Annotated in this window: 24 protein-coding genes; 17 read left to right on the forward strand and 7 right to left on the reverse strand. The window is 48.0% G+C overall.

Annotation, left to right across the window (positions count from 1 at the left end):
* Positions 1-173 precede the first annotated feature (173 nt).
* The 6 genes from NYE36_RS04225 to cyoE all read left to right on the forward strand — a co-directional run bounded on the left by NYE36_RS04225 (position 174) and on the right by cyoE (position 9,084).
* Positions 174-2,498 carry a peptidase G2 autoproteolytic cleavage domain-containing protein gene (locus tag NYE36_RS04225; protein WP_094032639.1) on the forward strand — a complete coding sequence of 775 codons (2,325 nt, stop codon included), beginning with the start codon at positions 174-176 and terminating at the stop codon, positions 2,496-2,498.
* Between the two features lie 295 nt (positions 2,499-2,793).
* On the forward strand, positions 2,794-4,527 hold the full coding sequence (locus tag NYE36_RS04230; protein ID WP_015239413.1) for an ABC transporter ATP-binding protein: 1,734 nt from the start codon (positions 2,794-2,796) through the stop codon (positions 4,525-4,527).
* Positions 4,508-6,325: an ABC transporter ATP-binding protein gene (locus NYE36_RS04235; RefSeq protein WP_265451336.1), complete on the forward strand. Its 1,818-nt coding sequence runs from the start codon at positions 4,508-4,510 to the stop codon at positions 6,323-6,325. The genes NYE36_RS04230 and NYE36_RS04235 overlap by 20 nt, the downstream gene beginning before the upstream one ends.
* Positions 6,326-6,492: 167 nt before the next feature.
* On the forward strand, positions 6,493-6,897 hold the full coding sequence (locus tag NYE36_RS04240; RefSeq protein WP_007408534.1) for a DoxX family protein: 405 nt from the start codon (positions 6,493-6,495) through the stop codon (positions 6,895-6,897).
* 16 nt (positions 6,898-6,913) lie between these two features.
* Positions 6,914-7,771 carry a VOC family protein gene (locus NYE36_RS04245; RefSeq protein WP_265451335.1) on the forward strand — a complete coding sequence of 286 codons (858 nt, stop codon included), beginning with the start codon at positions 6,914-6,916 and terminating at the stop codon, positions 7,769-7,771.
* 365 nt (positions 7,772-8,136) lie between these two features.
* Positions 8,137-9,084, forward strand: coding sequence for a heme o synthase (cyoE, locus tag NYE36_RS04250; protein ID WP_265451334.1), 948 nt, complete (start codon positions 8,137-8,139; stop codon positions 9,082-9,084).
* 37 nt (positions 9,085-9,121) lie between these two features.
* On the opposite strand, the gene NYE36_RS04255 is transcribed toward cyoE, so the two are convergent.
* Positions 9,122-9,673 (reverse strand): PadR family transcriptional regulator, encoded by a 552-nt coding sequence (locus NYE36_RS04255; protein ID WP_012117104.1) that lies wholly within the window; start codon positions 9,671-9,673, stop codon positions 9,122-9,124.
* 231 nt (positions 9,674-9,904) lie between these two features.
* Here NYE36_RS04255 and NYE36_RS04260 point away from each other — a divergent pair, with 231 nt between their 5' ends.
* Both NYE36_RS04260 and NYE36_RS04265 read left to right on the forward strand, forming a co-directional pair.
* Positions 9,905-10,507, forward strand: a complete 603-nt coding sequence (locus tag NYE36_RS04260; RefSeq protein WP_265451333.1) for an NAD(P)H-dependent oxidoreductase — start codon at positions 9,905-9,907, stop codon at positions 10,505-10,507.
* Positions 10,498-11,586 carry an acyltransferase family protein gene (locus NYE36_RS04265; protein ID WP_265451332.1) on the forward strand — a complete coding sequence of 363 codons (1,089 nt, stop codon included), beginning with the start codon at positions 10,498-10,500 and terminating at the stop codon, positions 11,584-11,586. The genes NYE36_RS04260 and NYE36_RS04265 overlap by 10 nt, the downstream gene beginning before the upstream one ends.
* A gap of 15 nt (positions 11,587-11,601) precedes the next feature.
* Here the strand turns inward: NYE36_RS04265 and NYE36_RS04270 are convergent, their stop codons facing one another.
* Positions 11,602-11,790 (reverse strand): hypothetical protein, encoded by a 189-nt coding sequence (locus NYE36_RS04270; RefSeq protein ID WP_031378897.1) that lies wholly within the window; start codon positions 11,788-11,790, stop codon positions 11,602-11,604.
* 118 nt (positions 11,791-11,908) lie between these two features.
* On the opposite strand from NYE36_RS04270, the gene NYE36_RS04275 reads away from it, so the two are divergent.
* Genes NYE36_RS04275 through bstA form a run of 3 tightly spaced genes read left to right on the forward strand, consistent with a single transcriptional unit; the run spans position 11,909 to position 15,183 of the window.
* The gene (locus NYE36_RS04275) at positions 11,909-14,320 is read left to right on the forward strand and encodes a PEP/pyruvate-binding domain-containing protein (protein ID WP_265451331.1); all 2,412 of its coding nucleotides are present in this window, start codon (positions 11,909-11,911) and stop codon (positions 14,318-14,320) included.
* A gap of 22 nt (positions 14,321-14,342) precedes the next feature.
* The gene (locus NYE36_RS04280) at positions 14,343-14,615 is read left to right on the forward strand and encodes a ribonuclease inhibitor Barstar (RefSeq protein WP_007408543.1); all 273 of its coding nucleotides are present in this window, start codon (positions 14,343-14,345) and stop codon (positions 14,613-14,615) included.
* 25 nt (positions 14,616-14,640) lie between these two features.
* Positions 14,641-15,183: a bacillithiol transferase BstA gene (gene bstA / locus NYE36_RS04285; RefSeq protein WP_265451330.1), complete on the forward strand. Its 543-nt coding sequence runs from the start codon at positions 14,641-14,643 to the stop codon at positions 15,181-15,183.
* Here bstA and NYE36_RS04290 read toward each other — a convergent pair.
* Both NYE36_RS04290 and NYE36_RS04295 read right to left on the reverse strand, forming a co-directional pair.
* Positions 15,143-16,735 (reverse strand): MFS transporter, encoded by a 1,593-nt coding sequence (locus tag NYE36_RS04290; RefSeq protein ID WP_265451329.1) that lies wholly within the window; start codon positions 16,733-16,735, stop codon positions 15,143-15,145. The two genes, bstA and NYE36_RS04290, sit on opposite strands and share 41 nt — an antisense overlap.
* A gap of 108 nt (positions 16,736-16,843) precedes the next feature.
* Positions 16,844-17,326 (reverse strand): MarR family transcriptional regulator, encoded by a 483-nt coding sequence (locus tag NYE36_RS04295; protein ID WP_012117110.1) that lies wholly within the window; start codon positions 17,324-17,326, stop codon positions 16,844-16,846.
* A gap of 168 nt (positions 17,327-17,494) precedes the next feature.
* Here NYE36_RS04295 and mprF point away from each other — a divergent pair, with 168 nt between their 5' ends.
* The 3 genes from mprF to NYE36_RS04310 all read left to right on the forward strand — a co-directional run bounded on the left by mprF (position 17,495) and on the right by NYE36_RS04310 (position 21,709).
* Positions 17,495-20,065 (forward strand): bifunctional lysylphosphatidylglycerol flippase/synthetase MprF, encoded by a 2,571-nt coding sequence (mprF, locus tag NYE36_RS04300; protein WP_251257658.1) that lies wholly within the window; start codon positions 17,495-17,497, stop codon positions 20,063-20,065.
* A gap of 98 nt (positions 20,066-20,163) precedes the next feature.
* Entirely contained in the window at positions 20,164-21,048 is an 885-nt protein-coding gene (locus NYE36_RS04305) for a PhzF family phenazine biosynthesis isomerase (RefSeq protein WP_265451328.1), read from the forward strand.
* A 76-nt stretch (positions 21,049-21,124) separates the two neighbouring features.
* Positions 21,125-21,709: a nitroreductase gene (locus NYE36_RS04310; RefSeq protein ID WP_007408549.1), complete on the forward strand. Its 585-nt coding sequence runs from the start codon at positions 21,125-21,127 to the stop codon at positions 21,707-21,709.
* Between the two features lie 39 nt (positions 21,710-21,748).
* On the opposite strand, the gene NYE36_RS04315 is transcribed toward NYE36_RS04310, so the two are convergent.
* From NYE36_RS04315 to NYE36_RS04325, 3 genes are all read right to left on the reverse strand, one after another.
* The gene (locus NYE36_RS04315) at positions 21,749-21,940 is read right to left on the reverse strand and encodes a YfhD family protein (protein ID WP_003155508.1); all 192 of its coding nucleotides are present in this window, start codon (positions 21,938-21,940) and stop codon (positions 21,749-21,751) included.
* A 70-nt stretch (positions 21,941-22,010) separates the two neighbouring features.
* Positions 22,011-22,121 carry a YfhE family protein gene (locus NYE36_RS04320; RefSeq protein ID WP_003155504.1) on the reverse strand — a complete coding sequence of 37 codons (111 nt, stop codon included), beginning with the start codon at positions 22,119-22,121 and terminating at the stop codon, positions 22,011-22,013.
* Positions 22,122-22,178: 57 nt separating this feature from the next.
* A complete protein-coding gene (locus tag NYE36_RS04325; protein WP_342496879.1) occupies positions 22,179-23,078 on the reverse strand; it encodes a TIGR01777 family oxidoreductase in 900 nt (299 codons plus the stop codon).
* 91 nt (positions 23,079-23,169) lie between these two features.
* Here NYE36_RS04325 and recX point away from each other — a divergent pair, with 91 nt between their 5' ends.
* The 3 genes from recX to NYE36_RS04340 all read left to right on the forward strand — a co-directional run bounded on the left by recX (position 23,170) and on the right by NYE36_RS04340 (position 25,620).
* The gene (gene recX, locus NYE36_RS04330; RefSeq protein WP_094032655.1) at positions 23,170-23,961 is read left to right on the forward strand and encodes a recombination regulator RecX; all 792 of its coding nucleotides are present in this window, start codon (positions 23,170-23,172) and stop codon (positions 23,959-23,961) included.
* A gap of 6 nt (positions 23,962-23,967) precedes the next feature.
* On the forward strand, positions 23,968-24,282 hold the full coding sequence (locus NYE36_RS04335; protein ID WP_007408553.1) for a YfhH family protein: 315 nt from the start codon (positions 23,968-23,970) through the stop codon (positions 24,280-24,282).
* A gap of 144 nt (positions 24,283-24,426) precedes the next feature.
* Positions 24,427-25,620 (forward strand): MFS transporter, encoded by a 1,194-nt coding sequence (locus NYE36_RS04340; RefSeq protein ID WP_031378905.1) that lies wholly within the window; start codon positions 24,427-24,429, stop codon positions 25,618-25,620.
* Positions 25,621-25,650: the final 30 nt, after the last annotated feature.

The following is a 25,650-nucleotide window of genomic DNA, read 5'->3' on the forward strand; positions in this document are numbered from 1 at the left end:
AGATTATGTGCAGAGCGCTTGTTAATCCGGCGCTCTTTTTATGTTTTGAAGAAATGTATGAATTTGTCATACCTTTGCCACCTGTACATGCAGGAGTGAAAATGAGGGGGTGCAAAAAACGAAATGACTTCTGCGGTATTTTAAATAGCAATTAACAAATAGGAGGCAAGGCAATGACAAACTATACGACTTTCTTAGGACTTTACAAACCCGATAAAACGGAGGGGATTGAGGTTGAAAGCATTGCTCAAAACTTTGAAGCGATTGACAGCAAAATCGGTGCTGCGCTTAGCAATGGCACGTCAACTTATGAAAATTTAAACGAAAGACTTAAAATGTATGAAAACAGATTTGAACATGTGACAGAGCGGAACGTTATGGATTTTGGAGCTAAAGGTGACGGCGTAACGGATGATACGCAGGCATTTCATGATGCCATGGCCGACGGAGGTTATGTCGTAACAGTTCCCGCGGGTGTATTCAGAACATCGGGATTGTTTGTTCCTTCAAATACAATGCTTGTCGGAGCAGGCAAGAAAAGAACGGTCATTAAATTATTAGACGAAACACCGGTCGGCCATTCTGTTCTGACCAACAGTGATTATACGAACGGTAATGAAAATATTTATGTCGGCCATCTCACTTTGGATTGGAACAAGGATACGCGTCCTTCCGGCTGGAAGATTCCGAAAGGTCCCACTTCAAGCTGTTTGCTTTTTGCGAATGTTGACTATTCTTTTGTCGAGCATGTGTTTGCGAAGAACGCCGGCCTGCACGGCTTTGATTCTACAAGCCCGAACTATAACAGACATGGAGAAAAAGATGATCCAACTTATTATCAGCCCAACGGCTGTAACTTTGTAACGTTTTCACATTGTGAAGCAACAGGGTCCGGGGATGATAACTTTACTTGTCATTTTGGATTCCACACTACTTTCAGCCACTGTGTTTCCTATCACCCGATGGGCAATGGGAATGGCACGTCAAATTCAAATTGCTTTGAGATCGATGACGGTTCTCAAGATGTATTTGTAGATAGCTGTGTTGCAATTGGCGGTGCACGCGGTTTTGAAATTAAGGCGCATGACTATGCACCGGCGGCTAAACGAGTTCAACTGGCTAATTGCCGTGCTTACGAAAATGCGATCGGTTTTTGCATTAGACATATTGGCCATCATTTATCGGCTGAGCCGACATCAAAAACTGCCCATGATGTCCAATTAGTAAATTGTCAGGCAACAAATCCTAAACAAAATTCTATATATAAAGGCGTCGGAGCGAGTGCGTTGGTTGTTTCGGGCTATGATTCAGTTAATATAGTGAATTTCCAAGCTATTTGTGAAGATCGTTCATACGATTACAGCAATGACACGATCATTATGATTTATTACAAAGGGCGGTATGTCAATCTGAAGAATATTACGATCCGCGGGTTCCGCTCCGCTGCTCATGATCTGTATGTTCTTGGCGGAGAAAATGCGGTAGGTAAGTGCATGATTGACGGCGTTTTTCTAGTTGACGGCGGCACGACGGGGCTTGCTTTTGGCGGAGGCGTTGATAATTGTACAGTGAGCAATGTATACGGGCATAGATTGGGAGCCGGCAGCGGAACGGTCGGACTCTATTCTTCGGGTCCGGATCTGAATATATCAAATATTGATTTTCAAGGATATGAAACAACATTTCATGTAGGCGGTAAAAAAACACCGTATGAGTTGTTTAAACATAAAGGATCTTCTGTTATGGCATCTAAAGATTCCCATGTTACAGGAACTAATGGCTTTGTCGTCGGTTCTGTCCGGGGACAGGCTGCAGGAGGTTCTCAATCTGGAGTAATCGGTTCATATAATACGATTAACCCAAATGCGAACTCAACTGTATGGGGCTGGGGTGCCGGCAGCACTCCGTCATCAGCCAACAGAAAGATTGAGCTTCACGCAAAAGAAGGAACAATTAAGGCTACGGGAGGCGTAACAGGTTCCTCGACATTCTCTGACTACGCCGAGTATTTTGAAAGCCTGAGAGGGGAAAAGATTCAGACGGGAACACTTGTCACACTTGAAGGTGATAAGATCAGACCGGCTGAAAAAGGTGACCTCATGCTTGGGGTCATTTCCGAGACCGCCGGAGTGATTCTTGGTGAGTCGAGTTTTCACTGGTCGGGACGATACGTAAAGAATGAATTTGGCGGCTATGTTTATGAAGAACAGAAAGATGCGAATGGCCATACGGTCATGGCGCCAAAGGAAAATCCGGACTTTCGGCCTGAAGAAGACTACGCTTCAAGAGAAGAGAGAGACGAGTGGAACATTGTCGGACTCATCGGCCAGGTATATGTCAGATGCGATGAGACTGTGAAACCGGGAGATTTTATTCACGCTCATAACGGGATTGCAACAAAATCTGATGCTTCAAACCAGCGCTGGCAGGTCATGAAAGTGATCAATGAGTTTGATGCTGATAAAGGATTCGGGGTCGCTCTCGTTTTCATTCGTTAAATGAAATGACAAAGCACAAATGACCATCCTGAATAGCGGACGCCTTTTTAAAGGCTCCGCTAATTCATTTTAAAATCAAGGCTCCGATTCAGAAGCTGGTAAAAAGAAAAGATAAGACAGCCTCCATATATCTGCACCGCCTCATTCCTTCAATTTTTATCCTCAATGATTTCCGTTTTTTTACACAAAGTACATAATAAAAGTGCGAGTCCAAGGGTTAATCCTTTATTCATTTAAGACAAACAAATAAAATAAATATACATACATATTGAACAAAGGATTTGGAGGCTTACACATGTCAAAGGCTTTATCATATGTAAAACCGTATTCTCTTTTGGCGGGAATCGCTCTGTTTTTCATGCTCATCGAGCTTGCGGTAGAGCTGATACAGCCCCTGCTGATCGGGAAAATCATTGACGAAGGAATTTTAAAGCAGGATCTCGGTACGGTTTGGCTGTGGGGCGGCGTGATGATCGGACTGACCGCTGTTTCATTCGCATCGGGCATTTTAAATTCATTCTACTCCGCCCACATCAGCCAGAGCTATGCGTATGATACGCGAAAAGGGCTTTTTCAAAAGATTCAATCCTTCTCCTATTCGACGTTTGCGCAATTCTCATCCACATCGTTTATTACCCGGCTGACAAACGATGTGACACAGGTTCAGAATATGCTTTTCATGAGTCTCCGGTTTATGCTCCGGGCGCCGTTAATGATTGCGGGGGGCATTATTCTCTCGCTGACCGTCAATGCGAAACTCGGGTTTTTTCTGCTGATCACGGTGCCGATTTTGCTTTTGTTTTTGCTGTGGGTGCTGAAAAGAGGCGGCGCGCTGTTTCGGTCTGTGCAAAAGCGGCTTGATCAGGTCAACACGATCATGCAGGAAAACCTGACGGCGATCAAACTGATTAAAGCGCTCCTCCGTGCAAACCACGAAGTGAAACGTTTTTTGAAATCGAATACGAAGCTGATGGAAAAAACGGTCTCCGCTTTTCGTCTCGTGGAAGCGGCGATGCCGATTTTAATGCTGCTGATGAACATTTGTATTTTGTTTATCTTATGGTTCGGCGCCAAAAGCATTGCTCAGGGCGGAGCGCAGGTCGGCGATGTCGTTTCCGTCATTAACTATGCGACGCGGATTACAGGCGCGCTGTCCGTCCTTCCTTTTCTTATCATGGTATTTTCCCGGGCGAAGGCTTCCGGAGAAAGAATCGGCGAGGTGCTGGAAACAGAAGGCGGCGAGGGAACGGGGCAGGACCCGGCACGGGCGCTTGCAGGCGGGATTGAGTTTCGCGAAGTGTCCTTCCGCTATCCGGGCATGGAAAAAGACGCGCTGCATCACGTGTCCTTTTCTGCCAGCCCGAAAGAAACGGTTGCCATTATGGGCGCGACAGGTTCAGGAAAATCAACGCTTTTTCAGCTGATTCCGCGCCTGTACACGGCTGATTCGGGCAGTATTTTCATAGACGGCAAACCGATCGGTGAATTCTCCGCTTGCGGGCTGCGCAGGGAAATCGGCTATGTTCCGCAGGAAGTGCTTCTGTTTTCGGGCACCATCCGTGAAAATATCGCCTGGGGGCGGGAGGATGCTTCACTAGATGAAGTAATGGAGGCGGCCAAAGACGCGCAAATCCATGACACGATTATGAAGCTGTCAAACGGATACGACACGGTGCTGGGACAGCGGGGCGTCAATTTGTCAGGCGGGCAGAAGCAGCGGATTTCCATCGCGCGCGCTTTTATCAGAAAGCCGTCCCTCCTGCTGTTAGATGACAGTACGAGCGCGCTTGATCTTCAAACGGAAGCGAAGCTTTTACAAGCGATCAGATCCTATGAATGCACGACACTGATTATTACGCAGAAAATAACGACTGCGATGAAGGCTGACACCATCTTATTGCTTGAAGACGGCGAACTGCTGGCCAAAGGCACGCACAAAGAGCTGATGGCACAGTCTCATCTGTACCGGCAGATTTATGAATCACAATTCGGAAAGGAGGGAGCTGACAATGCAAAAAGACATTCGTAAACCTTTCCGATATCCGAAAATACCGCTCAAATCAAATGAAGGCGGCAGAAAACGCGCGAAAGCAAAAGATACAAAAGGCACGCTGCGCAGAATCTGGTCTTATGTAGCCGAGAAAAAAGGGCTTTTAACCCTTGTGATCATCATGGTAGTCATAAGCGCCATATTCGGCCTGCTCGGACCGTTCGTCATCGGGAAAGCGATTGATCATTTTATCGTCGGACAGACGACAGACGGATTGGCGGGGGTGCTGTTCATCCTGTTTGGGATTTACCTCGTGCAATCATTGTCCTTATGGTTTCAAAACTATTGGATGATCAATATCTCGCAAAGCACCGTGTTTAAAATGCGGAGCGAGCTGTTTACCCATCTGCATGAGCTGCCGATTCCGTTTTTTGATAAACAGCGGCTCGGGGACTTAATGAGCCGGGTCACCAATGATATCGAAAATGTCAGCTCCACTTTAAATACATCCGTCATTCAAGTGCTGTCGAGCGTCATTACATTCGTCGGCACAATCGCCGTCATGCTGTACATGAGTCCGCTTTTAACATTGATCACGCTTTTGATTATTCCGATCATGCTTTTGAGCATTAAATGGATCACCAACCGGACGGGATTGCTTTTTAAGCAGCAGCAGAAAAACCTCGGCGAGCTGAACGGTTTTATTGAAGAGTCGATATCAGGGGCGAAGGTCATTAAAGCCTATTCGAGGGAAGACCGCGTCATGGAACAATTTTTAGAAAAAAACGCGGCGTTACAATCATCGGGGTTTTGGGCGCAGACAATTTCGGGATTCATTCCGAAAGTCATGAACTCTTTAAACAATTTAAGCTTTACGATTATAGCGGCGGTCGGCGGGCTGTTTGCGCTGAAGGGATGGATTTCAATCGGTTCCATCGTCGTATTCGCCGAATATTCGCGGCAGTTCACGCGCCCTTTAAATGATTTAGCCAATCAGTTCAATACGATGTTATCGGCCATCGCCGGGGCTGAACGGGTGTTTGACGTGCTTGATGAAAAAGAGGAGCGGGAAGATGAAGAGCATGCGCTGTACCAGCCGATCAAAACGGGAGAGATTGAATTCCGAGATGTCTCCTTCGGCTATCATGAAGACAGCCCGATCTTAAAACACCTGTCCTTCAGCGTTCCGAAAGGACAGTCCATCGCCTTCGTCGGACCGACCGGAGCGGGTAAAACAACCATTACGAGCCTGATCGCCCGTTTTTACGAGCCGAATAATGGAAAAATCCTCATTGACGGAACGGACATCAAAAAACTGACGAGATCCAGTCTGAGAAAAAACATGGGGTTTGTCCTGCAGGATTCCTTTCTCTTTCAGGGCACCATCAGGGAAAATATTCGCTACGGCCGTCTGGATGCTTCTGACAAAGAGGTGGAGGAAGCCGCAAAAGCCGCCAATGCCCACGGGTTCATCGAACGGCTCCCGAAAGGCTATGATACTGTTCTTACCCAAAACGGCGCGGGCATCAGCCAAGGACAAAAACAGCTCATTTCCATCGCGAGAGCTGTGCTGGCAGACCCGGTGCTGCTCATTTTGGATGAAGCGACGAGCAACATTGACACAGTGACCGAAGTGAAAATACAAGAAGCGCTCGGCCGTTTAATGGCGGGCAGAACAAGCGTCATCATCGCTCACAGGCTGAACACGATTCAAAAAGCTGATCAGATTCTTGTGCTGAAAGACGGCGAAATGGCTGAAAAAGGAACCCATGCCGAACTTCTCAGCCAGAACGGGTTTTACCGGGAATTATATGAAAGCCAGTTCCGGGAATCATAGATAGGGAAAAAGACCTCCGACAGAGTGCGGAGGTCTTTTTTTCGCGAAGGCAAATAGTACTTTTAAGTTATTTTCGTTAAATGTAACAAAATTACTTGACGTAAATAAGTTATGTATATATACTAGCTTACATAAAGTAAGTGATAATAATTTTCAAGGAGGATTTTATGAATAAATCATTCGAAACAGGAACACTGCTTTTAAGGGTTGTAACAGGTATTATCTTTTTTGTTCACGGTTTATCCAAGTTTCAAGGGTTGGAAGGAACTACGCAATTTTTCCAGAGCATCGGGATTCCGGCCTTTATGGTCTATGTCATCGCGACGATTGAGCTTGTCGGCGGGGTTCTGATCTTTTTCGGTTTGGCAACGCGCATTATCGGCGTTCTGTTTGCCGTCACATTAGTCGGCGCCATCTTCACGGCGAAGCTTTCCTCACCATTTATGGGCGGATCGGAATTTGATTTCATCTTACTGGTTGCGTCAATTCACTTAGCGCTTTCAGGAAGCCGTCTGCTTTCATTGGATCAGCTCCTTTTCAAATCAAAAAAGGGAGAAACTTTTTCAGCATAAGAAAGAAGGCGTTCAAATGACCGGCATTCATCAAGATACGGCAATCGGTTATGTCAAATTGACCATTAAAAATATGGAACGCTCGCTCGGCTTTTACCGGAATGTAATCGGCCTTCAAGTCATCTCGCAGACAGATCGTTCAGCAAGACTGTCAGCAGACGGAAAACGCGTCCTGCTGGTGCTTGAAGAAAATCCAAGCGCCGTCGTTCTGCCGGAGCGGTCTGTCACCGGCCTTTACCATTTCGCGATACTTCTGCCTGACCGGAAAGAACTCGGCATCGCATTGGCCAGGCTGATTGAAAACGGCATCGCGCTCGGTCAGGGGGATCACGCGGTCAGTGAGGCTCTTTACCTGTCTGATCCGGACGGCAACGGTATTGAAATATACGCCGATCGTCCCCGCAGCACGTGGCGCCGGGATGCAGAGGGCAATTATGTCATGCAAACGGCGCCCGTCGATGTGGACGGGCTTTTGGAAGAAGCCGGAGCTGAACGGAAAAGCCGTCTCCCAGAAGGAACCGTAATCGGTCACATCCATCTTCATGTGACGGATTTACAGGAAGCCAAAGCGTTTTACACCGATATCCTCGGTTTTGACATTGTCGGCAATTACGCGGGCATGTCCGCTCTGTTTGTTTCAGCGGGAGGGTATCACCATCACATCGGTCTGAATATATGGGCCGGAAAACATGCGCCGCCGAAACCGGAAAATGCAAGCGGGCTGGATTATTACACCATCGCGCTGCCGCATCAAAAAGAGCTGTCACGTGTGACAAAAGCGCTGACCGATGCCGGCTTTGAGATCGAAGAAAAAGAAGAGGGCGTATTCGTCAAAGACCCTGTATCAGGGGCGGATATCGCATTTACACTGTAAGAAACAACCCTTGCCGTCTAACCGGCAAGGTTTTTTATTTTTCTGAAGTTTTCTTGGGAAGGTTCGGGAAAGAAGAACGTCGATTTGCAATATACACACGGCTTTTGAGTGACTGAAGAGAGCGAACATCTCAGTGAGGCGCAAAAATGACGCGTGGAGCCGCCATCGCCGGCCCGAGCTCAGGGCATCCGCCGGATTGAAAAAGCTGTATGGGCAGGATTTGAATAGAAAAAGGCAAAAGCCGCATCCGGTCACAAGATGCGGCTTTTCATACACAATTTACAATTGTGTGAAAAATGCCCAAAATAAATTGTGCTTCCTGATTCTTCCTGATATGATAAGCCGAAAAAGGAGAACCTGAACAAATGAACTCAAATGCAGCACAGACGGAACAGCCGATGAAGCATAACGGAAACCGGATGACGGTCAAGGACTTTATCATTCTTGCCAAACCGGGGATTATCATCTCAAATTCACTCGCCGCATTGGGCGGATTTTGGATCGCATGGATTCAGTCAGAAAGGACGGGCGGAGAGCCCGGTATATTTGCCGCCATGGCGGTTGCCATGATCGGAACGGCGTTAGTCATGGCATCAAGCACTGTTTTTAATAACTTTTTTGACCGCGGCATGGACTCAAAGATGGCGCGAACCCGCACCCGCGCCAGCGTCACGGGGAGAATACCGCCGCCGGTCATGATCCTGTACGGCACATGTCTCGGCGCATGCGGATTCATCATGCTTGTTTCGCTTAATGTACTGACCGCCGTTCTTGGCCTGCTTGCCTTTTTGCTGTATGCCGTCGTTTATACGCTTTGGTTTAAAAGACAATCCGTCTGGAGCACATTTGTCGGCAGCTTTCCCGGGGCGGCTCCGCCTTTAATCGGTTATTGCGCGCTCACCGGGTACATTGATATGCCCGCGATTTTGTTATACGCGATTATGTTTTTGTGGCAGCCGCCGCATTTCTGGGCGATCGGAATCAGGCGAAAGGAAGAGTATCGTGCCGCCGGCATTCCGCTTTTGCCGATCATAAAAGGCAACCGCGCCACAAAAATAAAAATGCTGCGCTATATTGCCGTTCTGACTGCGGTTTCGCTGCTCGTTCCTCTTTATATAGACGTCAGCCCGTTTTATACCGCGTCCGCTCTCCTGCTCGGAGCCATCTGGCTGTACCGGAGCGTCAAAGGCTTTCAGGCGGCGGATGACACGCAATGGTCGAAGGGGATGTTTTTTTATTCGATTGTGTATTTCAGTCTGCTTTTTCTTATTTTAATGGCTGATTCATTTATCAATGCGGTTCTCAGAACGTAAACAGGCGGCTTGCAGATACAGAGCCGCCCCGTTTTGTTTATGCTTTTTTGATGAGAGCCAAAATATCTTCAAGCCAGGAAATATAATTCCGTTCCCGCTCAAGCGCTTTTGTCAGTACGAGATAATGGCCGAAATCAGGAGAAGAAAATGAATCCGCCTCCGCGGACGATGTCATCAGTTCTTGATAACTGTTTTCCAGATCGGACAATTTCTCCTTCCGCTTTACGAGCTGGTCGGTGAATAGCTCATCCGCTTCTTCCTGTGTCAACGCTGAGATGAAATAAGCCTTCAGCATAAATTCATCCTTCACCGTTTCCGGAATCGGGTCTTTTTTCGTCAGCCAGGCAGCAAGCTCCAGCTCTCCTTTGTCAGTCAGCGTGTACATTTTTTTCTCAAGCTTTGTTCCTTGAATCGCAGTGCGAAACGTAATAAATCCCTCAGCCGTCAGTTTTTTTAATTCCGGATAAATCTGGCTGTGCTTTGCGCTCCAAAACTGGCCGAGCTCTTCCTTAAAATAGCTCGATATATCATATCCGCTCAATTCGCCTTTTCGCAAAAGCCCTAAAATCGCGTACTTTAAAATTCTCATGTTGTCCTCCAAGCCATTCATTTGACAGCTAGTATACCATACGGCCGCTCAAAAACGCAGAAGTGCCGGATGCTTGTCATTGAATCCGCGGCGGCAAAATCAGCAAAAATATGCAGAAAGAGGTTATCGAAACGGCAGCAGAACGGAAAAAGCCTTTCTCGTGTCTTTGCCTCATTCATATGACATCATGATATAATCATTGTAAAAATTAAGAAATAATAGGAGGGACATATGAAGACGGTGATTGTGTATGCAAACCCGGATGAGAACAGTTTCAATGCGGCTCTCGTAAAATACGTCGTCATGGCTTTAAAGGACAGCGGCCAAAGCTATACGGTCATTGACTTATACGCCGACCAATTTGATCCCGTGCTGAAGTACGGCGGCGAAAAAAAGCGCTCTGACATGAACAGGGACGTTGAAACGAAGAAATACCGGAAACTGATGAGAGAAGCGGATCATCTCATTTTCATCTACCCGCTGTGGTGGGGAGGCGTTCCGGCGATTATGAAAGGCTTTTTTGACAGAGTGCTTGTCTCCGGAGAAGCCTACACATATGAAAACGGCCGCGTAAAAGGACTGCTCCGGGCAGAGACGGCACAGGTCTTTTATACGGCGGATTCCCCGGGCTGGTACTTAAAGTGGTTCCGGAAAAACTCGGACTGGATTACGCTGAAAAAAGGCATTCTGCAATTTTGCGGCATTCAAAAAGCCGAGCGGAACCTTTTTTCTGTCGTCAAAACGAGCACACCCGAGCTGCGGGAAAAATGGCTGCGCCAAGCATACGCTAAAGTCCGGCGCGCTTGTGAAAAAGGAGCGGCCGCATGCAGATAAAAGAAATTTTCGTGATTCGCTGCCTGTCCTGTTTAAGTGTGGTTCTGCTTCACGCAGTTTCAATGGTGCTGATGATTCAGGAAGAGTCCTTAGCCAGTGCCGCCCATACGGTTGATGCTTTTCGGACCCTGTTGATGTTCAGCACGCCGGCGTTTATCTTTATTTCGGAATTTCTGCTTGCCAGGTCATACCCGGGAGGCGTTCCCGCGGGTTTTTTAAAGAAAAGGGGCAAAGTCATTTTCGTGCCGTTTCTGTTTATTGCCGCGGTGGATGCCATTTTAATGAAAAGCGTGGCGGAAGAAGGAGCCGGATTCGTTTCAGTGATCGGTAAATTTTTAGAAAATGTGTTTTTAGGAAACTTCATCGGCTACTTCATTCTTGTGATCTTTCAATTTTACATTCTCCATATGCTGCTGCACCGCTGGCTGAACAACAAATCTCCCATGTGGGTGCTGTCTGTTTCGTTTATCATCAACGCCGTCTATCTGGCTTACTTTTCCATCTTTCATCCGCCGGCATCATCGGGGCTTGATTCTATTTTTCCGTTCTTTTGGGTTCCGTTTCCGGGCTGGGTGTTTTATTTCTGTCTGGCATTTTATTGCGGAAAGGAATATCCGCGTTTTTTATCGCTCGTCAATCAGTACCGTTATGCGGTTTACTTCAGTGCGGCCGTATCGGCAATATTGATTGTGGCCGTTTCATATATCAGCGGCGGCTCCATTTCCTCTAAGCGTCCGGATATTATGATTTACGCGGTCAGTATGATCTTTCTGTGTTTTCATCTGTTTTCAAAGCTCAAAAAAGTGCCCGCGATTGTGATGATGATCAGCAACTATTCGTTTTCAATCTATCTGCTGCACTCCTACTTTTTAATCAGCGGATATCTTCTGGAAGGCTATTTGCGGTCAATGCCTTTAGCGGCTGCCATCCTTCTTTTATTTTTGATCTGCACGCTAGGTCCCATTTTCGTATCGTGGGGGTGCAACCATTTCAGATACGGATACCTGTTTGTCGGGAAAGTGTATCAGCCGAAGCAGACCAAAAGAAATACGGCGGCGCATCAAGGCCGCACAGTCTGAAAAAAAGGCGGCGTTTCAGCCGCCTTTTTTGATACGGAAGTTGTACATAACCTGCAAACGAAACCCCCCGCGGCAAGCCGGAAGCGAATGCCAGGCAAGCAGTATCGGGCCGCCTATCTCTAATTTTAATAGCGCTTTCACTGTAAGGCTGAAGACCCCGCTGCGGCCGTTTTGACGGATGCATTTATGACAACATAACGCCATCGATTTTCTCCCTTGTGAAGACCGATATATTGTATACTTATAGGAAATACTTTCAAAAAAAGTGAAAAAGAGAAAAACTGTGAGCTTGGATGAACGACTAAAAAGGAGCGGGGACATTATGAATGACTGTGTCAAAACATTCGGAGAACTTCCGGCCGAACTTTATTCCTTTGCGGGAGGAAAAGGGAGCATTCTCTCTAAAATGTATCAAAGCGGGTATCCTGTGCCTGAAGGGTTTGTGATTTTGCCGCCTGCCTTTCAGGACGGACAGCTGCGCCATCAGGCGAGAGAGGCTATTGATCAATATGTGAATTCCATCCGCAGCCGCCATGCATCTGCGTTGTTTGCCGTACGCTCATCCGCGCTGAGCGAGGATTCAGCTCAGGCTTCCTTTGCCGGAGAATTCGATACGGTGTTGAATGTCAAAACAGATCAAGACATGTCCAGGGCGATTGATGAAGTCCGCCGATCGGCACAGTCAGAAAGGGTAAAAGCGTACAGCGCCGTTCAGGGAATGGAAGATGAGCATGAAATCGCAATCGTCATCCAGCTGATGATACCGTCTGAGATATCCGGAGTGCTGTTTACCGCAGATCCGATTACGGGGAGCAGGCGGGAGATGACAGGCAATTACGTCTACGGTCTCGGGGAGCAGCTCGTTTCCGGGGAAGCCGATGCCTATTCTTTTAAACTGGCACGGCCTAAGAAAAAATATGACGGCCCCGGGGAATTTCGCAAATATGCGTCAAAGCTCTATAAACTGGCGAAAAAGCTGGAAAAAGATCTTGGAGGGCCGCAGGATATTGAATGGGCCGCCGCGGGCGGGACATTGTATATTCTTCAATCCCGCCCGATTACGACCTTACAGGCCGGAAATCTGGAAACCTATGAATGGAATGATTCTTTCAGCGGTGATTTTTTATGGACAAACACAAATATAGGAGAAGCGATTCCCGATGTGATGACGCCGCTGACATGGTCGCTCCTCCGGAATCTGGATGAAGAGTCGGGCATCATTCCGGGTTATTATGTCTGGTCCGGCAATATTTGCGGAAGAGCCTATAACAATATGAGCCAGCCTCTTTCCGTGCTCGCCGCTTTCGGTCTGAATCCGAAAGGCGGAAAAATAGGAAAAATGATGAGCGATACATTGGGAGAAATCCCGGCGGAAATGAAGATACCTTTATATCCGTTCTCAAAGTATGAACTTTTGAAGATCATCCCGAAAAAACTGAAACCGTATCTGTCGAAAATGAAGCAAGCGAAAAAAAACATGGCCTCCTACTTGGACGAATCGCCCGACTGGTGCCGGAATATTGAGGAAAAGCTGAAACGTGCCGAAACGGAGCAGGCATTATTAGCGATATGGAATGATGAGGTCTATCCGTATTTATGCAACGCGTGGTTTGCGTTAATATCCGGCGGGCGTGATTCTGCGCAATCCTCTTCGTCGTTAACCTCTCAATTAACAAAACTCGCAGGGATAGAAGATGCGAATCTCCTGCTGTCCAATCTAAGGGGAAAAGGCGGACTGGCAAGCCTGGAGCCGATTATCGGCATTGATCAAGTCATGAAAGGCCGTATGAGCGAGGAAGAATATCTCAGGAACCAAGGCCACCGAGGCCCGCATGAATACGAACTTTCCATACCTCATCCGGGAGAAAACCGGGATTGGCTGACGAAGCAGATCAAAGAACACAAGGAGTCGGGTATTGATGCCGAACAACTGCTTTTGAAACAGCAGCGGGCGCATGAACAGGCCTTCCGAAGATTTGAAGAAAAGTTTCCTCATAAGGTCAAATGGCTCAAAGCCAAAATGGAAAAAGCGTCAGGATACGCGAATATGAGAGAAACAACCAGATCCGAATTTGTCAGGGTGTACCGGACAGCCAGAGCATTCGCGCTCAGAGCGGCGGAAATGACCGGCATGAAGGACGATATTTTCTTCTTGTATCTGCATGAAATAACCGATCTGCTCGCGGGGAAAGAGCCGGCGGTTGCGTCGATTCAAGCGAGAAAGCAAAACTATGAAACCTATAAAAAACTGCCGCCGTTCCCATCCGTTATTAACGGAAGATTCAATCCGTTTAAATGGGCTGAGGATCCTGACAGAAGAGCGGATTATTACGATGCTTTTATGCCTGCGGAAACTGATGATGCGCACACTTTAAAAGGTTTCGCGGGAGCGGCCGGGAGAGTGGAGGGCATTGTCCGTGTCCTTGATGTCCCGGAAGACGGGGATTCTTTTGCGGCGGGGGAAATTTTAGTGACGTCGACAACCAATGTAGGCTGGACCCCGCTTTTTCCAAGAGCGGCCGCTATCATAACGGACGTCGGCGCCCCTTTGTCCCACGCGGCGATCGTTGCCCGGGAACTGGGGATTCCTGCCGTTGTCGGGTGCGGAAATGCAACGTCAAAACTGAAAACGGGGGACAGGGTGGCCGTTGACGGCGGGCAAGGCATTGTCCAGCTGGAACCGCGGCAGACTCCGGTCACTTCTGAAGAGGAAAATGGTAAACTGATAGAATAAAAACATGGGAAAGGAGCCGCGTATGAATAAAGCAGTTATTAACGGGGAGCAAATCAGAAGTATGAGCGACCTGCACCAGACATTGAAAAAGGAACTTGCCCTTCCTGAATACTACGGTGAAAACCTTGACGCTTTATGGGATTGTCTGACCGGCTGGGTGGAATACCCCCTCGTTTTAGAATGGAGACAGTTTGAACAAAGCAAGCAGCTTACAGAAAATGGCGCCGAGAGTGTGCTTCAGGTCTTTCGTGAAGCGAAAGCGGAAGGCTGTGACATCACCATTATACTTTCATAATACGAGCAACGGGAGAGAGACAAAAATGGAAAAACAAACTCTCAGCTATCCGATTGGAGAATATCAGCCGGCTGAATCGATTTCGGCCGGACAGAAACAAGAATGGATCAATGCGCTCGAACACGCTCCGGCCAAACTGAAACAAGCTGTCAGAGCGATGTCGGACAGTCAGCTTGATACGCCGTACCGCGAAGGGGGATGGACTGTCCGCCAAGTGGTTCACCATCTGGCGGACAGCCACATGAACGGCTATACCCGGTTTAAATTGAGCTTAACGGAGAATGAACCGGAAATCCGTCCTTATGATGAAAAAGGCTGGGCCGATCTTCATGATTCCAAAACCGCCGCTTGCGGGAATGCGCTTGAGCTGTTAGCGATCCTGCACAGAAGATGGGCCGCTCTTTTGCGCTCCATGACGGAAGCCCAATTCAAACGGACATACTTCCATCCTGTATCTAAAGAGACGATTACGCTGGAACAAGCGCTAGGACTATATGTCTGGCACTCTGAACATCACATCGCCCATATTACTGAGCTTTCCCGGCGGATGGGCTGGCATCTGTCTTAGAGGATGCCGGCTTTCGGAAAAACGCCAAAACAGCCGCAGATACAATCGTGCATAATGAAATGACGGCGGCTGCCGTATAAAGATGGTGGTAGCCGCTGGCAATGCCCGCTTCAATCGCATCAGAAACCGCTTTTTTGACAGCGGGAACGGGGATTCGGCTTACCTGCTCCTGCAACGAAGAAAGTCCGCCGCCGATATCCGGCGTTTGCGCCTGACCAGCGGGAATGCCGCTTTTCGCTAAACGGTTTTTGATGTCATCTCCGATCCGGTCAAAGCCCGCTGTAATGAAGCCGGCATATAAAGCCGGAGCGAGGGTCAGCCCGACCTGCCTTACGAGTGACAGCGTGCCGAGCGCTGTTCCTTTGTTTTGGCCCGCCGTTTCTGATACAAGCACATTCAGCGGAGCCCCGAGCAGAAATCCGAAACCGATCCCCGCAATGACACTCGCTGTGACAAATTCCCATTTATCCGTCACCCATAACGGAAACAGGATGAAGCCTGCAAATGCGATGGCGCCTGATACAACCGCGGAAAAGACCGGACCTTTTTTATCCGTGATCGCCCCGCCGAGCCACGCTCCGATTCCTGACGCCAACGCGAGCGGCGTCATCCAATAACCCGCTTTCTCCGCCGATACGTGCAAATATTGCTCCGCATAAGAAGGAATAAAAATGACCGCAGCGAGCAGCCCTCCCGATAAAAATCCGATGACGAGCGTCCATTGAAACACTTTATTTTGCAGCAGCGAGTAGGCGAGAATCGGATCGCCCCCTCGGTTTTCAACCCGCTTTTCGACCTTAAGCTGCACCAGAAAGAGAAGTGCAGCTCCCAAAAGATAACCGTACACCTTTACGTTCATTATGCTTTCTGACAGCTTCGCCCCATCGAGATTCGTGATACCGATCATGCAAGATAAGATCGCAAGAGACAGCAGCATTGTGCCGGCGAGGTCAAGCCGTTTCGCCTCAGGCTCTTTCGTTTCAGCGATAAACAAACCGCCGCACACAACCAAAGCGGCGGCAATCGGCAGATTAATCAAGAACAGCCAATGCCACGATCCGGTTACATCAAGCAAAAAGCTCCCGATATTCGGTCCGAGGACGGCCGCCATACCGTTCATCGCCCCTAAAAGCCCGAGAGCTTTCCCCTGTTTCTCCTTCGGAAGCACGGCCAGCACATGCGAACTCCCGATAATAAAAATTCCGCCGCCGCCAAGCGCCTGAATGAGCCGTGCCGCCAAAAACATCGGGAAGCTCTGACTGAGTGCGACAAGCAAAGAGCCGAGTCCGAACAGCCCGACTTCCATCATAAACAGCTTTTTCCGCCCGTATCGGTCCGACAGCTTGCCGACAATCGGCACACTGACACTGAGTCCCAATGTGTAAAGGGTCACTCCCCACGATCCCCATGAAGGAGAAACATCAAAAGAGCTGTTAATCGTCGTCAGAGCAGCGGAAATAATTCCGTTGTCCAGCGCCGCCATGAACACACCGATCGTAAAGAGAGTGATGGCCCGGCTCTGGTTTTTTTCTGTTTGCAATGGCTCCGGCATACTGATCAATCCTCCTGTTTTTAATTCACTTCGAATATATTATTCACTTCAAGTGAATTAAATGTCAAACAAAAAAAGGCCGCCGATACCGGCAGGCCTTTTTCACCTCTATCCCTGTTTGGAAGAATCAAGCGCTCTTGCCAAAATGGCAAGCCCTTGATTGACCGTTTGTTTTTCTTCAGCGGTCAGCGTTTCCAATGAACGCTTCAATTTTACATGTCCTTTTTGATAAAGGCTGCGGAAAATATCTTTCGCGTTTTCCGTTAATTGAACGACGACTGAACGGCGGTCTTCTTCTGACGGAGCGCGTGTAATGAAACATGATTTTTCTAAACGGTCAAGCAGCCCCGTCGTATTTGAAAGGGAAGCGCCCATTTTCTCCGCTATGTCACTCACCTTAAGCGTCCCGTGGTTGTTCAGAAGCATCAGCACTTTCATTTGCGGCATGCTCATATCAAGCTTCATCCACTCCGATACATCGCCGAGCCCCGCCGATGTCATCACTTTCATGTACAGCACCCAAATATCCCGTTCCTCAGGAGAAAAAATATCGCCGCTTAATACTGTTGTATCATGCAGATTATAATCCATCGTCTCACTTCCTCATTTATACTCCTGCATATCATATTACTGATTTTAATCAGAGAAAGAAAGTTGCAGACGAGTTTTGTTTGAATGTGAGGTGGTAGTGTATAATATGTTGGAGATTATTGGGGGAATTATAATAAATAAGCTATTTTATGATGATTGGAGAGAACATTGCTGACTAAAAAGAATGCCTTATCGATATTAAAAGTATTATTTCCTATTGCAGTTTTGCTTTTAGTCATTTATCAGTCCAAAAAGGAATTGACAGACCTTTCTTTTAAACGAACGCTGTACATTATTAACGGGATTGAGCGTTACGATTTATTTATTCTCGTTCTGCTCGGCCTTCTTGCCGTCAGCGCAATGTCCTTTTATGACTTTGTGCTGAAACGGACGCTTCGCCTCAACATTCCGAATTGGAAAGTATTCAGGGTCTCTTTTATCGCCAATTCCTTTAACAATGTCCTTGGATTCGGCGGTCTGGCGGGCGTCGGGCTGCGGACGATGCTTTACAAAGAGCATACGAATGACGTAAAACGCCTTGTCGCAGGCATCGCCTGGCTTACGTCCTCAGCGCTGCTCGGGCTGTCCGTCTTCAGTATGTTGACCATCGCCCGGGTTCTGCCGGTTGGAGAGATTACAGGTGAGAAACCGTGGCTGTGGGCTGTTATCGCCGGAGTGGCGCTTATTGTGCCGGCAGCCTTAATCGCCGCTGGGATCAACAATAAAAAAGCTGGCGCAGAAGACGGTGAAGCAAAACCGAGGCATCCGGTTTTTTCTTACATCGGGGCATCGTTTGCTGAATGGTTTGCGGCGGCTGTCGTCATGTATTATTCCTTGTATGTCATGGGAATTCACGCGGATGTCCGCCATGTATTCGGTGTATTTGCCATTGCCGCTATCGGGGGAATCATCAGTCTTGTGCCGGGAGGATTCGGTTCGTTTGACCTTCTGTTTCTGCTCGGCATGCAGAATATGGGCTTTCCGCAGGAGGCGGTTGTGACATCCATCGTCATCTACCGGATTGTGTATTCATTTATTCCGTTTGTGTTCGGGCTGTTCTTTGCGGCTGGCGATTTAACGGAAAATACGCTTAAACGGCTGGAATCAAATCCGAAGATGGCGCCCGCCGTGGAAACGACGAACGTGCTTCTCGTATTCCAGCGCGCTATCTTAATCAGGGTGCTTTACGGATCGCTGTCGCTTTTGGTTTTCATGGCGGGAGTCGTCGTGCTGGCGTCCGTCGCCCTGCCGATTGACAGGGAGACGGTCATCCCGCATATTCCGCGCCCGGCGCTCCTTGCGTTTAACGCGTTATCGTTAAGCGCGGCTTTGATTCTTTTAATCCTGCCGATTGAATTATACAAACGGACGAAACGTTCTTATTCAATGGCGGTTGCCGCGCTGGTCGGCGGTTTTGTGTTCAGTTTCTTAAAAGGATTGAACATCAGCGCGATCTTTATTCTGCCTGTCGTCATCGTATTGCTTGTGCTGTTAAAGCGGCAGTTTATCAGAGAGCAGGCTTCGTATACGCTCGGCCAGATGATTTTTGCGGCCGCTCTGTTTATTATCGCTTTGTTTAACTACAATCTCATTGCCGGCTTTATCTGGGATAAAATGAATCGGCTCTTGCGCCACGATTATTTCGTTCATAACAATTCGCACATTACATATGCCACGATGACGGCCATTATTGTTGTGCCGCTGTTTTTCCTTTTGTTTACGTTCTTTTATCATAAAAGATCGAAGCCGATCGGAGAAGAGGCCGATCCTAAACGGCTGAAGTCCTTTTTGGCGGAAGAAGGCGGAAATGCGCTCAGCCATCTCGGTTTTCTCGGGGATAAGCGGTTTTATTTCTCAAGCGACGGCAAAGCGCTTTTATTGTTCAGCCAGATTTCCAGAAGGCTTGTCGTGCTCGGTGATCCGTCAGGACAGAGAGACTCTTTTCCGCTTGTGATTGAGGAATTTCTGAATGAAGCGCATAAGCAGGGGCTGAGTGTCATGTTTTATCAGATCGAACGTGAAGATCTGGCGCTGTACCATGACTTCGGCTATAACTTCTTCAAGCTTGGAGAAGAAGCGTTCGTGGATATGGAGGCCTTTACGCTCTCAGGTAAGAAAAAAGCGGGGCTGCGGGCGATTAACAACAAATTTGACCGCGAAGGCTACACATTTCATGTCGGGGAACCGCCGTTTTCCTCCGAGTTTATCGCCAAACTGAAAGACATTTCGGACGAATGGCTCGGACCGAAAAAAGAGAAAGGTTTTTCTCTCGGTTTCTTCGACCGGGATTATTTGGAACAGGCGCCGATTGCTTACGTGAAAGACGAGGAAGGGGAGATCATCGCTTTTGCCAACCTGATGCCGATGTATCAGGAAGGCGAGATATCCGTCGACTTGATGCGTTATCGGAAAAGCGCGCCGAACGGTATTATGGACGCGCTTTTCATCCGTCTGTTTCTCTGGGCGCAGGAAAAAGGCTATACCACCTTCAATATGGGCATGGCGCCTTTGTCAAACGTAGGTACGGCTTTTACATCTTTCTGGTCGGAAAGAGCCGCGGCCGTCATCTTCAACAACGTCCGGTATATGTACAGCTTCAGCGGGCTGCGGGCCTTTAAAGAAAAATACAAACCGGAGTGGCGCGGGAAATACTTGGCGTACCGCAAAAACAGATCGCTGTCCGTCACGATGATCCTCGTCACCCGCCTGATCGGAAAAACCAAAAAAAGACGCCGTTAAAAGGCGTCTTTTTTTGGTTTTGAATAATTAACTAAAAATTCTAATTTTACTCTGTTATACTGAATAACATGATCATAAGGTGAAAGGAAGGCTGATGAATGAAACAGGCAACCGTGTTTAAATATGAAGCGTTTTCCGATATTCCGGATTTGGGAAATCCCGCGGGAATCGTCTTTAACGGAGATGATTATTCAGATGAAGAGATGCAGATGATCGCCGAAATGGCAGGGTACAATGAAACCTCATTTCTCTGTAAAAGCGGGGAAGCCGATCTGCGCATCCGCTATTTTACACCCGGCCACGAAATGAATTTATGCGGACATGCTACCGTCGCCTCTCTTTACGCATTAATTGAAAAGGGAAGGCTTCAGGCTGATCAGGCATATCAAATTGAAACAAAAGCCGGCATTCTTCCCGCAAAAGCCGCTGAACGAAACGGCCGGGTATACATCACACTCGAACAGGCTCCCCCGCAATTTCTGCCGTTTACGGGCGACAAAGAAAAGCTTGCGGCCTCGCTCGGGATTACGGCTGAGGATTTTCACAGCGGGCTGCCGATTGTTTACGGATCAACGGGGATCTGGACACTGATTGTTCCGCTGAGATCACTTAAAGCATCACGGAATATGGTGCCGGACAACGCACAATTCCCCGCTATTTTGCGCGATCTTCCGAAAGCGAGCGTTCATCCGTTTTCTCTGGAAACCGTTCATCCGGAAAGTGATCTGCACGGACGCCATTTTTCTTCCCCTTTCTCCGGAACGACCGAAGATCCCGTCACGGGAACCGCTTCAGGCGTCATGGCAGCCTATATGCGGCAATACGGAGGCTCCGAAGCCGAATGCCTCACGATTGAACAAGGCCAGGAAATCGGGAAAGACGGAAAAGTGGAAATCAGGATCACGGAGGAAAACGGAGAGATGAACATCAAGATGACGGGAACGGCCGTGTATGCCGAAACAATCAATTTTCAGCTTCCGTAACGGTTTACAAAAGCCGGTCGTATCCGTTATATTATAAATGATAATCATTTTCATTTGGATAGGAAGGTGAATCGGCATGCCGAAAACCGAACAATTACAGCAAAACGAAAGTCTTGCACATACAATCAGAAACAGAAGATCCATCCGGTCGTTTAAACCGGAAACCGTACCTTCTGAAGTCATATTAGATATGCTTGAAACGGCCGTTTACGCACCGAACCACAGACTGACGGAGCCATGGCGTTTTATCTACGCAGCAAGCGAAGCGGGAAAAGCAAAGCTTGCGGACAGCTACGTCTCATTTTTCAAAAAGATAAAAGATGATTTCAACGAGGAAAAAGAGCGGAACATGAGAAAAAACCTCAGCGCCGTTCCGGGATTTTTGCTGGTCGTCTTAAAAGAAGATGAAAATGAATTTACGAGAAACGATGATTTCGCGGCGCTGAGCGGCATGATTCAAAACCTTCAGCTTCTCGCACATGAAAACGGCATCGGCATGGTCTGGAAAAGCGGCCGCATTATGTATGACAAACAGGTGCACCAAGACTTCGGCCTTGCTGACAATGAGCGCTTTGCCGCCATCATTCAAACGGGCTATCCTGATGAACAGCCTAAGGCGAAAGAACGGACGCCGGCAAAAAGCCTGTTTACCGAACTGTAAAAAAAATCCCCGTCTCTATACAGAGGCGGGGATTTCGTATTAGCGGGTTTTGCTTTTAGCTCTGTTGTCAGCGGCTTTCATCCGCGCCTGCGCTTCACGGTCAGCGGAATCAGCAAGCTCGCTTGAATATTCCTCATATGTGCCGTCTGTTTCGCGTTTCAAAGCATCCGGAACTTGAGGAAGTTTTTGTTTGTTTTTATCACGGTTTTTGTGAGTATGATTTCTGCCCATATCAATCGCCCCCTGAAAAAAGTGATATCAAACAAACATAGTATCTGTCCAATCCCGATCTTTATTCAGTTTATTTCCGTTTGGCTGCTCTTTCCGCTTTTTTGAATTCACCGGAATAAAGGACTTCCTGCATTTTTTTCAGATTGGCTCCCTGCTGATGTTTTTCGCGCTTCTTTTCCATAAAAGAAGACCCTCCTTCAAAACAGAATACCAATAGGATTGGCTTTTATTTCCGTTTTTATGCAGATAAGAGATCCTTTAAAGCCAAATCAAGTTCTTCATACGCAAATTGAAAACCGGATGTCAGCGCCTGCTTAGGCAGGGCGCGCTGGCCTTTTACGATCAGCAGGCTCATTTCTCCCAAGACCTTCTCCAGAAAAAGTTCCGGTACGGGAATCCAATGGGGGCGGTGCAGGACGCCTGCGATCGTTTTTCCGAATTGCTTCATTTCCACGGGGTTCGGCGATGTTACATTCATGGGACCGGACAAGTCATCATGCTCCGCCGCATAAGCGATAAGTTCCGCGGCATCATCGACATGAACCCATGACAGCCACTGCCGTCCAGAGCCGATGGTGCCGCCGGCTAACAGCTTATAAGGGAGAACCATGAGCGGCAGGGCGCCTTTTTCACCGAGCATCACCCCGAATCTGGCATATACCGTCCGGATGCCGAGCGCTTCAATTTTCTGGCCTTCACGTTCCCATATATGAGCCGTATGACTGAGAAAGTCTTCATTTGACGTATCGGACTGTTCGGTGAACGTTTTCTCTGTACTTGTGCCGTAAATGCCGACGGCGCTTGCCTGAATTAAAGCCCGGGGTTTTTTCGGCTGCTGCTTCATAATCCGTCTGACTTCTCTCGTCGCTTCTACCCGGCTTGAGATGATTTGTTCCTTCGTTGTGTCCGTCCAGCGGTCAAAGATGGATTTGCCGGCGAGGTTCACCCATACATCAATAGGGGGAAGCTCGCGCTCAGGCGCCGCGTTTTCGGCCAGCCATTGAACATATGTCACATTTTTTTGTTCGGTTTCTCTCTGTTTTCTTGATAAAATATAGACATGATGTCCCCGGCGGGTAAACACACCTGTCAGATGCCGGCCCAGAAAACCAGTGCCGCCTGTCATCGCGATATTCATATCCATCTCTCCTTACACGTTGATACATATACTGTACCTCATTTGCCAAAAAGAAAAACGCCTGAACATCGGGGCGGGAAAGGAGACCGGGATGCCGTTTATTACAAAAATATCGACCCAAAAGAAAAATACCGAGCGCTTCAACATCTTTCTTGATGAGAAATATGCATTCAGCGTCGACGCCGACGTGCTTGTGCGTTTTGACCTGAAAAAAGGGAAAGAACTGGACGAGCTTGACATTCTTGAAATCCAGTACGGCGATGACGTGAAAAAAGCCTTTAACCGCGCCGTAGAATTTTTATCATACCGGATGCGCTCTGAAAAAGAAGTCCGGGATCATCTGAAGAAAAAAGAAACACCGGACATCGTCATTTCTGAAGTCATCCATAAACTGTACGATTACCGCTACTTAAATGACAAAGAATTTGCCGAAGCCTATGCGAGCACCCACAAAAAAACAAACGGCAAAGGCCCTGACGTCCTGTTCCGCGAGCTGAAAGCGAAAGGAATAGACGACGATACCATCAAGGAGACGCTCAGTGCGTTTACATTTGATGAGCAGATACAAGAAGCGCTGAAACATATCGGCAAAATCCTCAAAAAAGACAAAAAGCTGTCCACAAAAGAGATCAGACAGCGGGCGCAGATGCAGCTTCAGCGAAAAGGTTTCCCTTTCGACGTCATCAATGCCGCTCTGGAGCAGACGGAGTATGAAAATGATGATGAAGCCGAGATGGAAGCTCTGAAGGCTCATGCGGAAAAAGCGATCAGGAAATACCGCTATGACGGCAGCTATGAAAGCGGAATGAAGGTTAAACAGTACTTATTCAGAAAAGGATTCTCGATTGACGATATTGATCAATTTTTGCAGGAAGAGGAGTAAACTGAAATGGACAAACGATACAGTCAAATGACGCCTCATGAACTACAGACAGAAATTGCGGGACTGACGGAAAAAGCGCGAAAAGCGGAACAGATGGGCATTGTAAATGAACTGGCCGTGCTTGAACGGAAAATTACGATGGCCAAAGCTTACATGCTGAACCCGGAAGACTTTCGGCCCGGCGGGGTGTATCAGATAGAAGGTTCTGATGACACTTTCCGCATTGATTACATCAACGGCGTATTCGCCTGGGGACACAGATCTTCCCCGTCTGACGGGGAAGAAGCACTGCCGATTTCCGTTTTAAAAGAAAAAAAATAACAAAAGAGGCCGGTTCCGGCCTCTTTTTCTTTTCGGGCACATTCGTTTCATACTTTCAGTAAAAAATGATTGAATTCATTTTTGATATCTTTTAAGATGGAATTCGTTGTTTTTTAAATAAAAAGGAGGCGATTTGCGTTGAATATCAAAATGAAACAGCCATCTGTGAAATTAATGATTTTTGTTTTAATGATTTGCACATTTTCCATCGGGTATACGGAATATGCTGTCATGGGTATTCTGACGTCGATTGCCGATGACTTTCATATACATGTATCTTCAGCGGGCATGCTTGTTACGGCGTACGCGGCAAGCGTCTGCCTGACGGGCCCGATCGTAACCATTATCGCGGTTAAGCTGCCGAGAAAGCCGGTGCTGCTAGGATTGATGGGCATCTTCGTCCTTGCCAACCTGATGAGCGTCTTTGCGCCAAACTTCGCCGTGCTGGCGATTTCCAGAATTTTATCCGCATCCATCCACGGAGCTTTTTTTGCGATCGCCATGGTGTTTGCGAGTGAAATGGTGCCGCCTGAAAAACGTTCCGCCGCCGCCGCTTCCATGAACGGCGGATTAACCGTGGCGCTGATGCTCGGTGTCCCGTTCGGCTCTTATTTAGGGGATGCCCTTAACTGGCGGGCCGTCTTTTTCATTATTTCCGTTTTAGGCATGATCGGGCTGATCGGACTGATGCTGGTCGTACCGAACCGAAAACCGAAAGTGATTCCGATGCTGATGAATGAATGGAGTGTCTTTAAGCATAAACAAGTGATTTTTTCCTTTGCGATCACCATTCTCGGCTACTCAGGCGTATTTATCGCTTACACGTTTATTGAGCCGATTTTAAGAGATTCAGCGGGGTTCGGCACAGTCGGCATTACAGGCGCATTATTTGCCTACGGTCTCGGCGGAGTGGCGGGGAATTTCTTCGCGGGGAAAGTGCCGCTCAAACTGCTGACACGCACGATGATCGGTGTGATGATCGGCTTGATCGGCGTCTTGGCGATTTTCCCTTATATCGCTGTTTTTCCCGCCGCCGCCGTTTCAGCGACATTTTTGTTCGGCGCATGTGCGTTCGGCACGCCGCCGCTTTTGCAGACCAAGGTTATTTCTTCCTCTGAAAACGGCACGACAATCGCCGCTGCGGTGAGCGTTTCTGCCTTTAACCTGGCAAACGCGCTCGGCGCCTGGATCGGCGGATTGATTCTCGGGGGAACGGGATCTTACTCATGGCTGTTTGCCGGCGGTGCGCTGATGACGGCTCTCGGCCTTGTGCTTTCCACGTTCGCTCATCTGTCTGAGAAGAAAGATATCTATGAATACCAAGTGCATAAAGGATAACAAAAAGCTTGCAGGGGATATTCCGCCTGC

The sequence above is a fragment of the Bacillus sp. FSL R5-0593 genome, assembly GCF_038603755.1.
Taxonomy (GTDB): Bacteria; Bacillota; Bacilli; order Bacillales; family Bacillaceae; genus Bacillus; species Bacillus velezensis.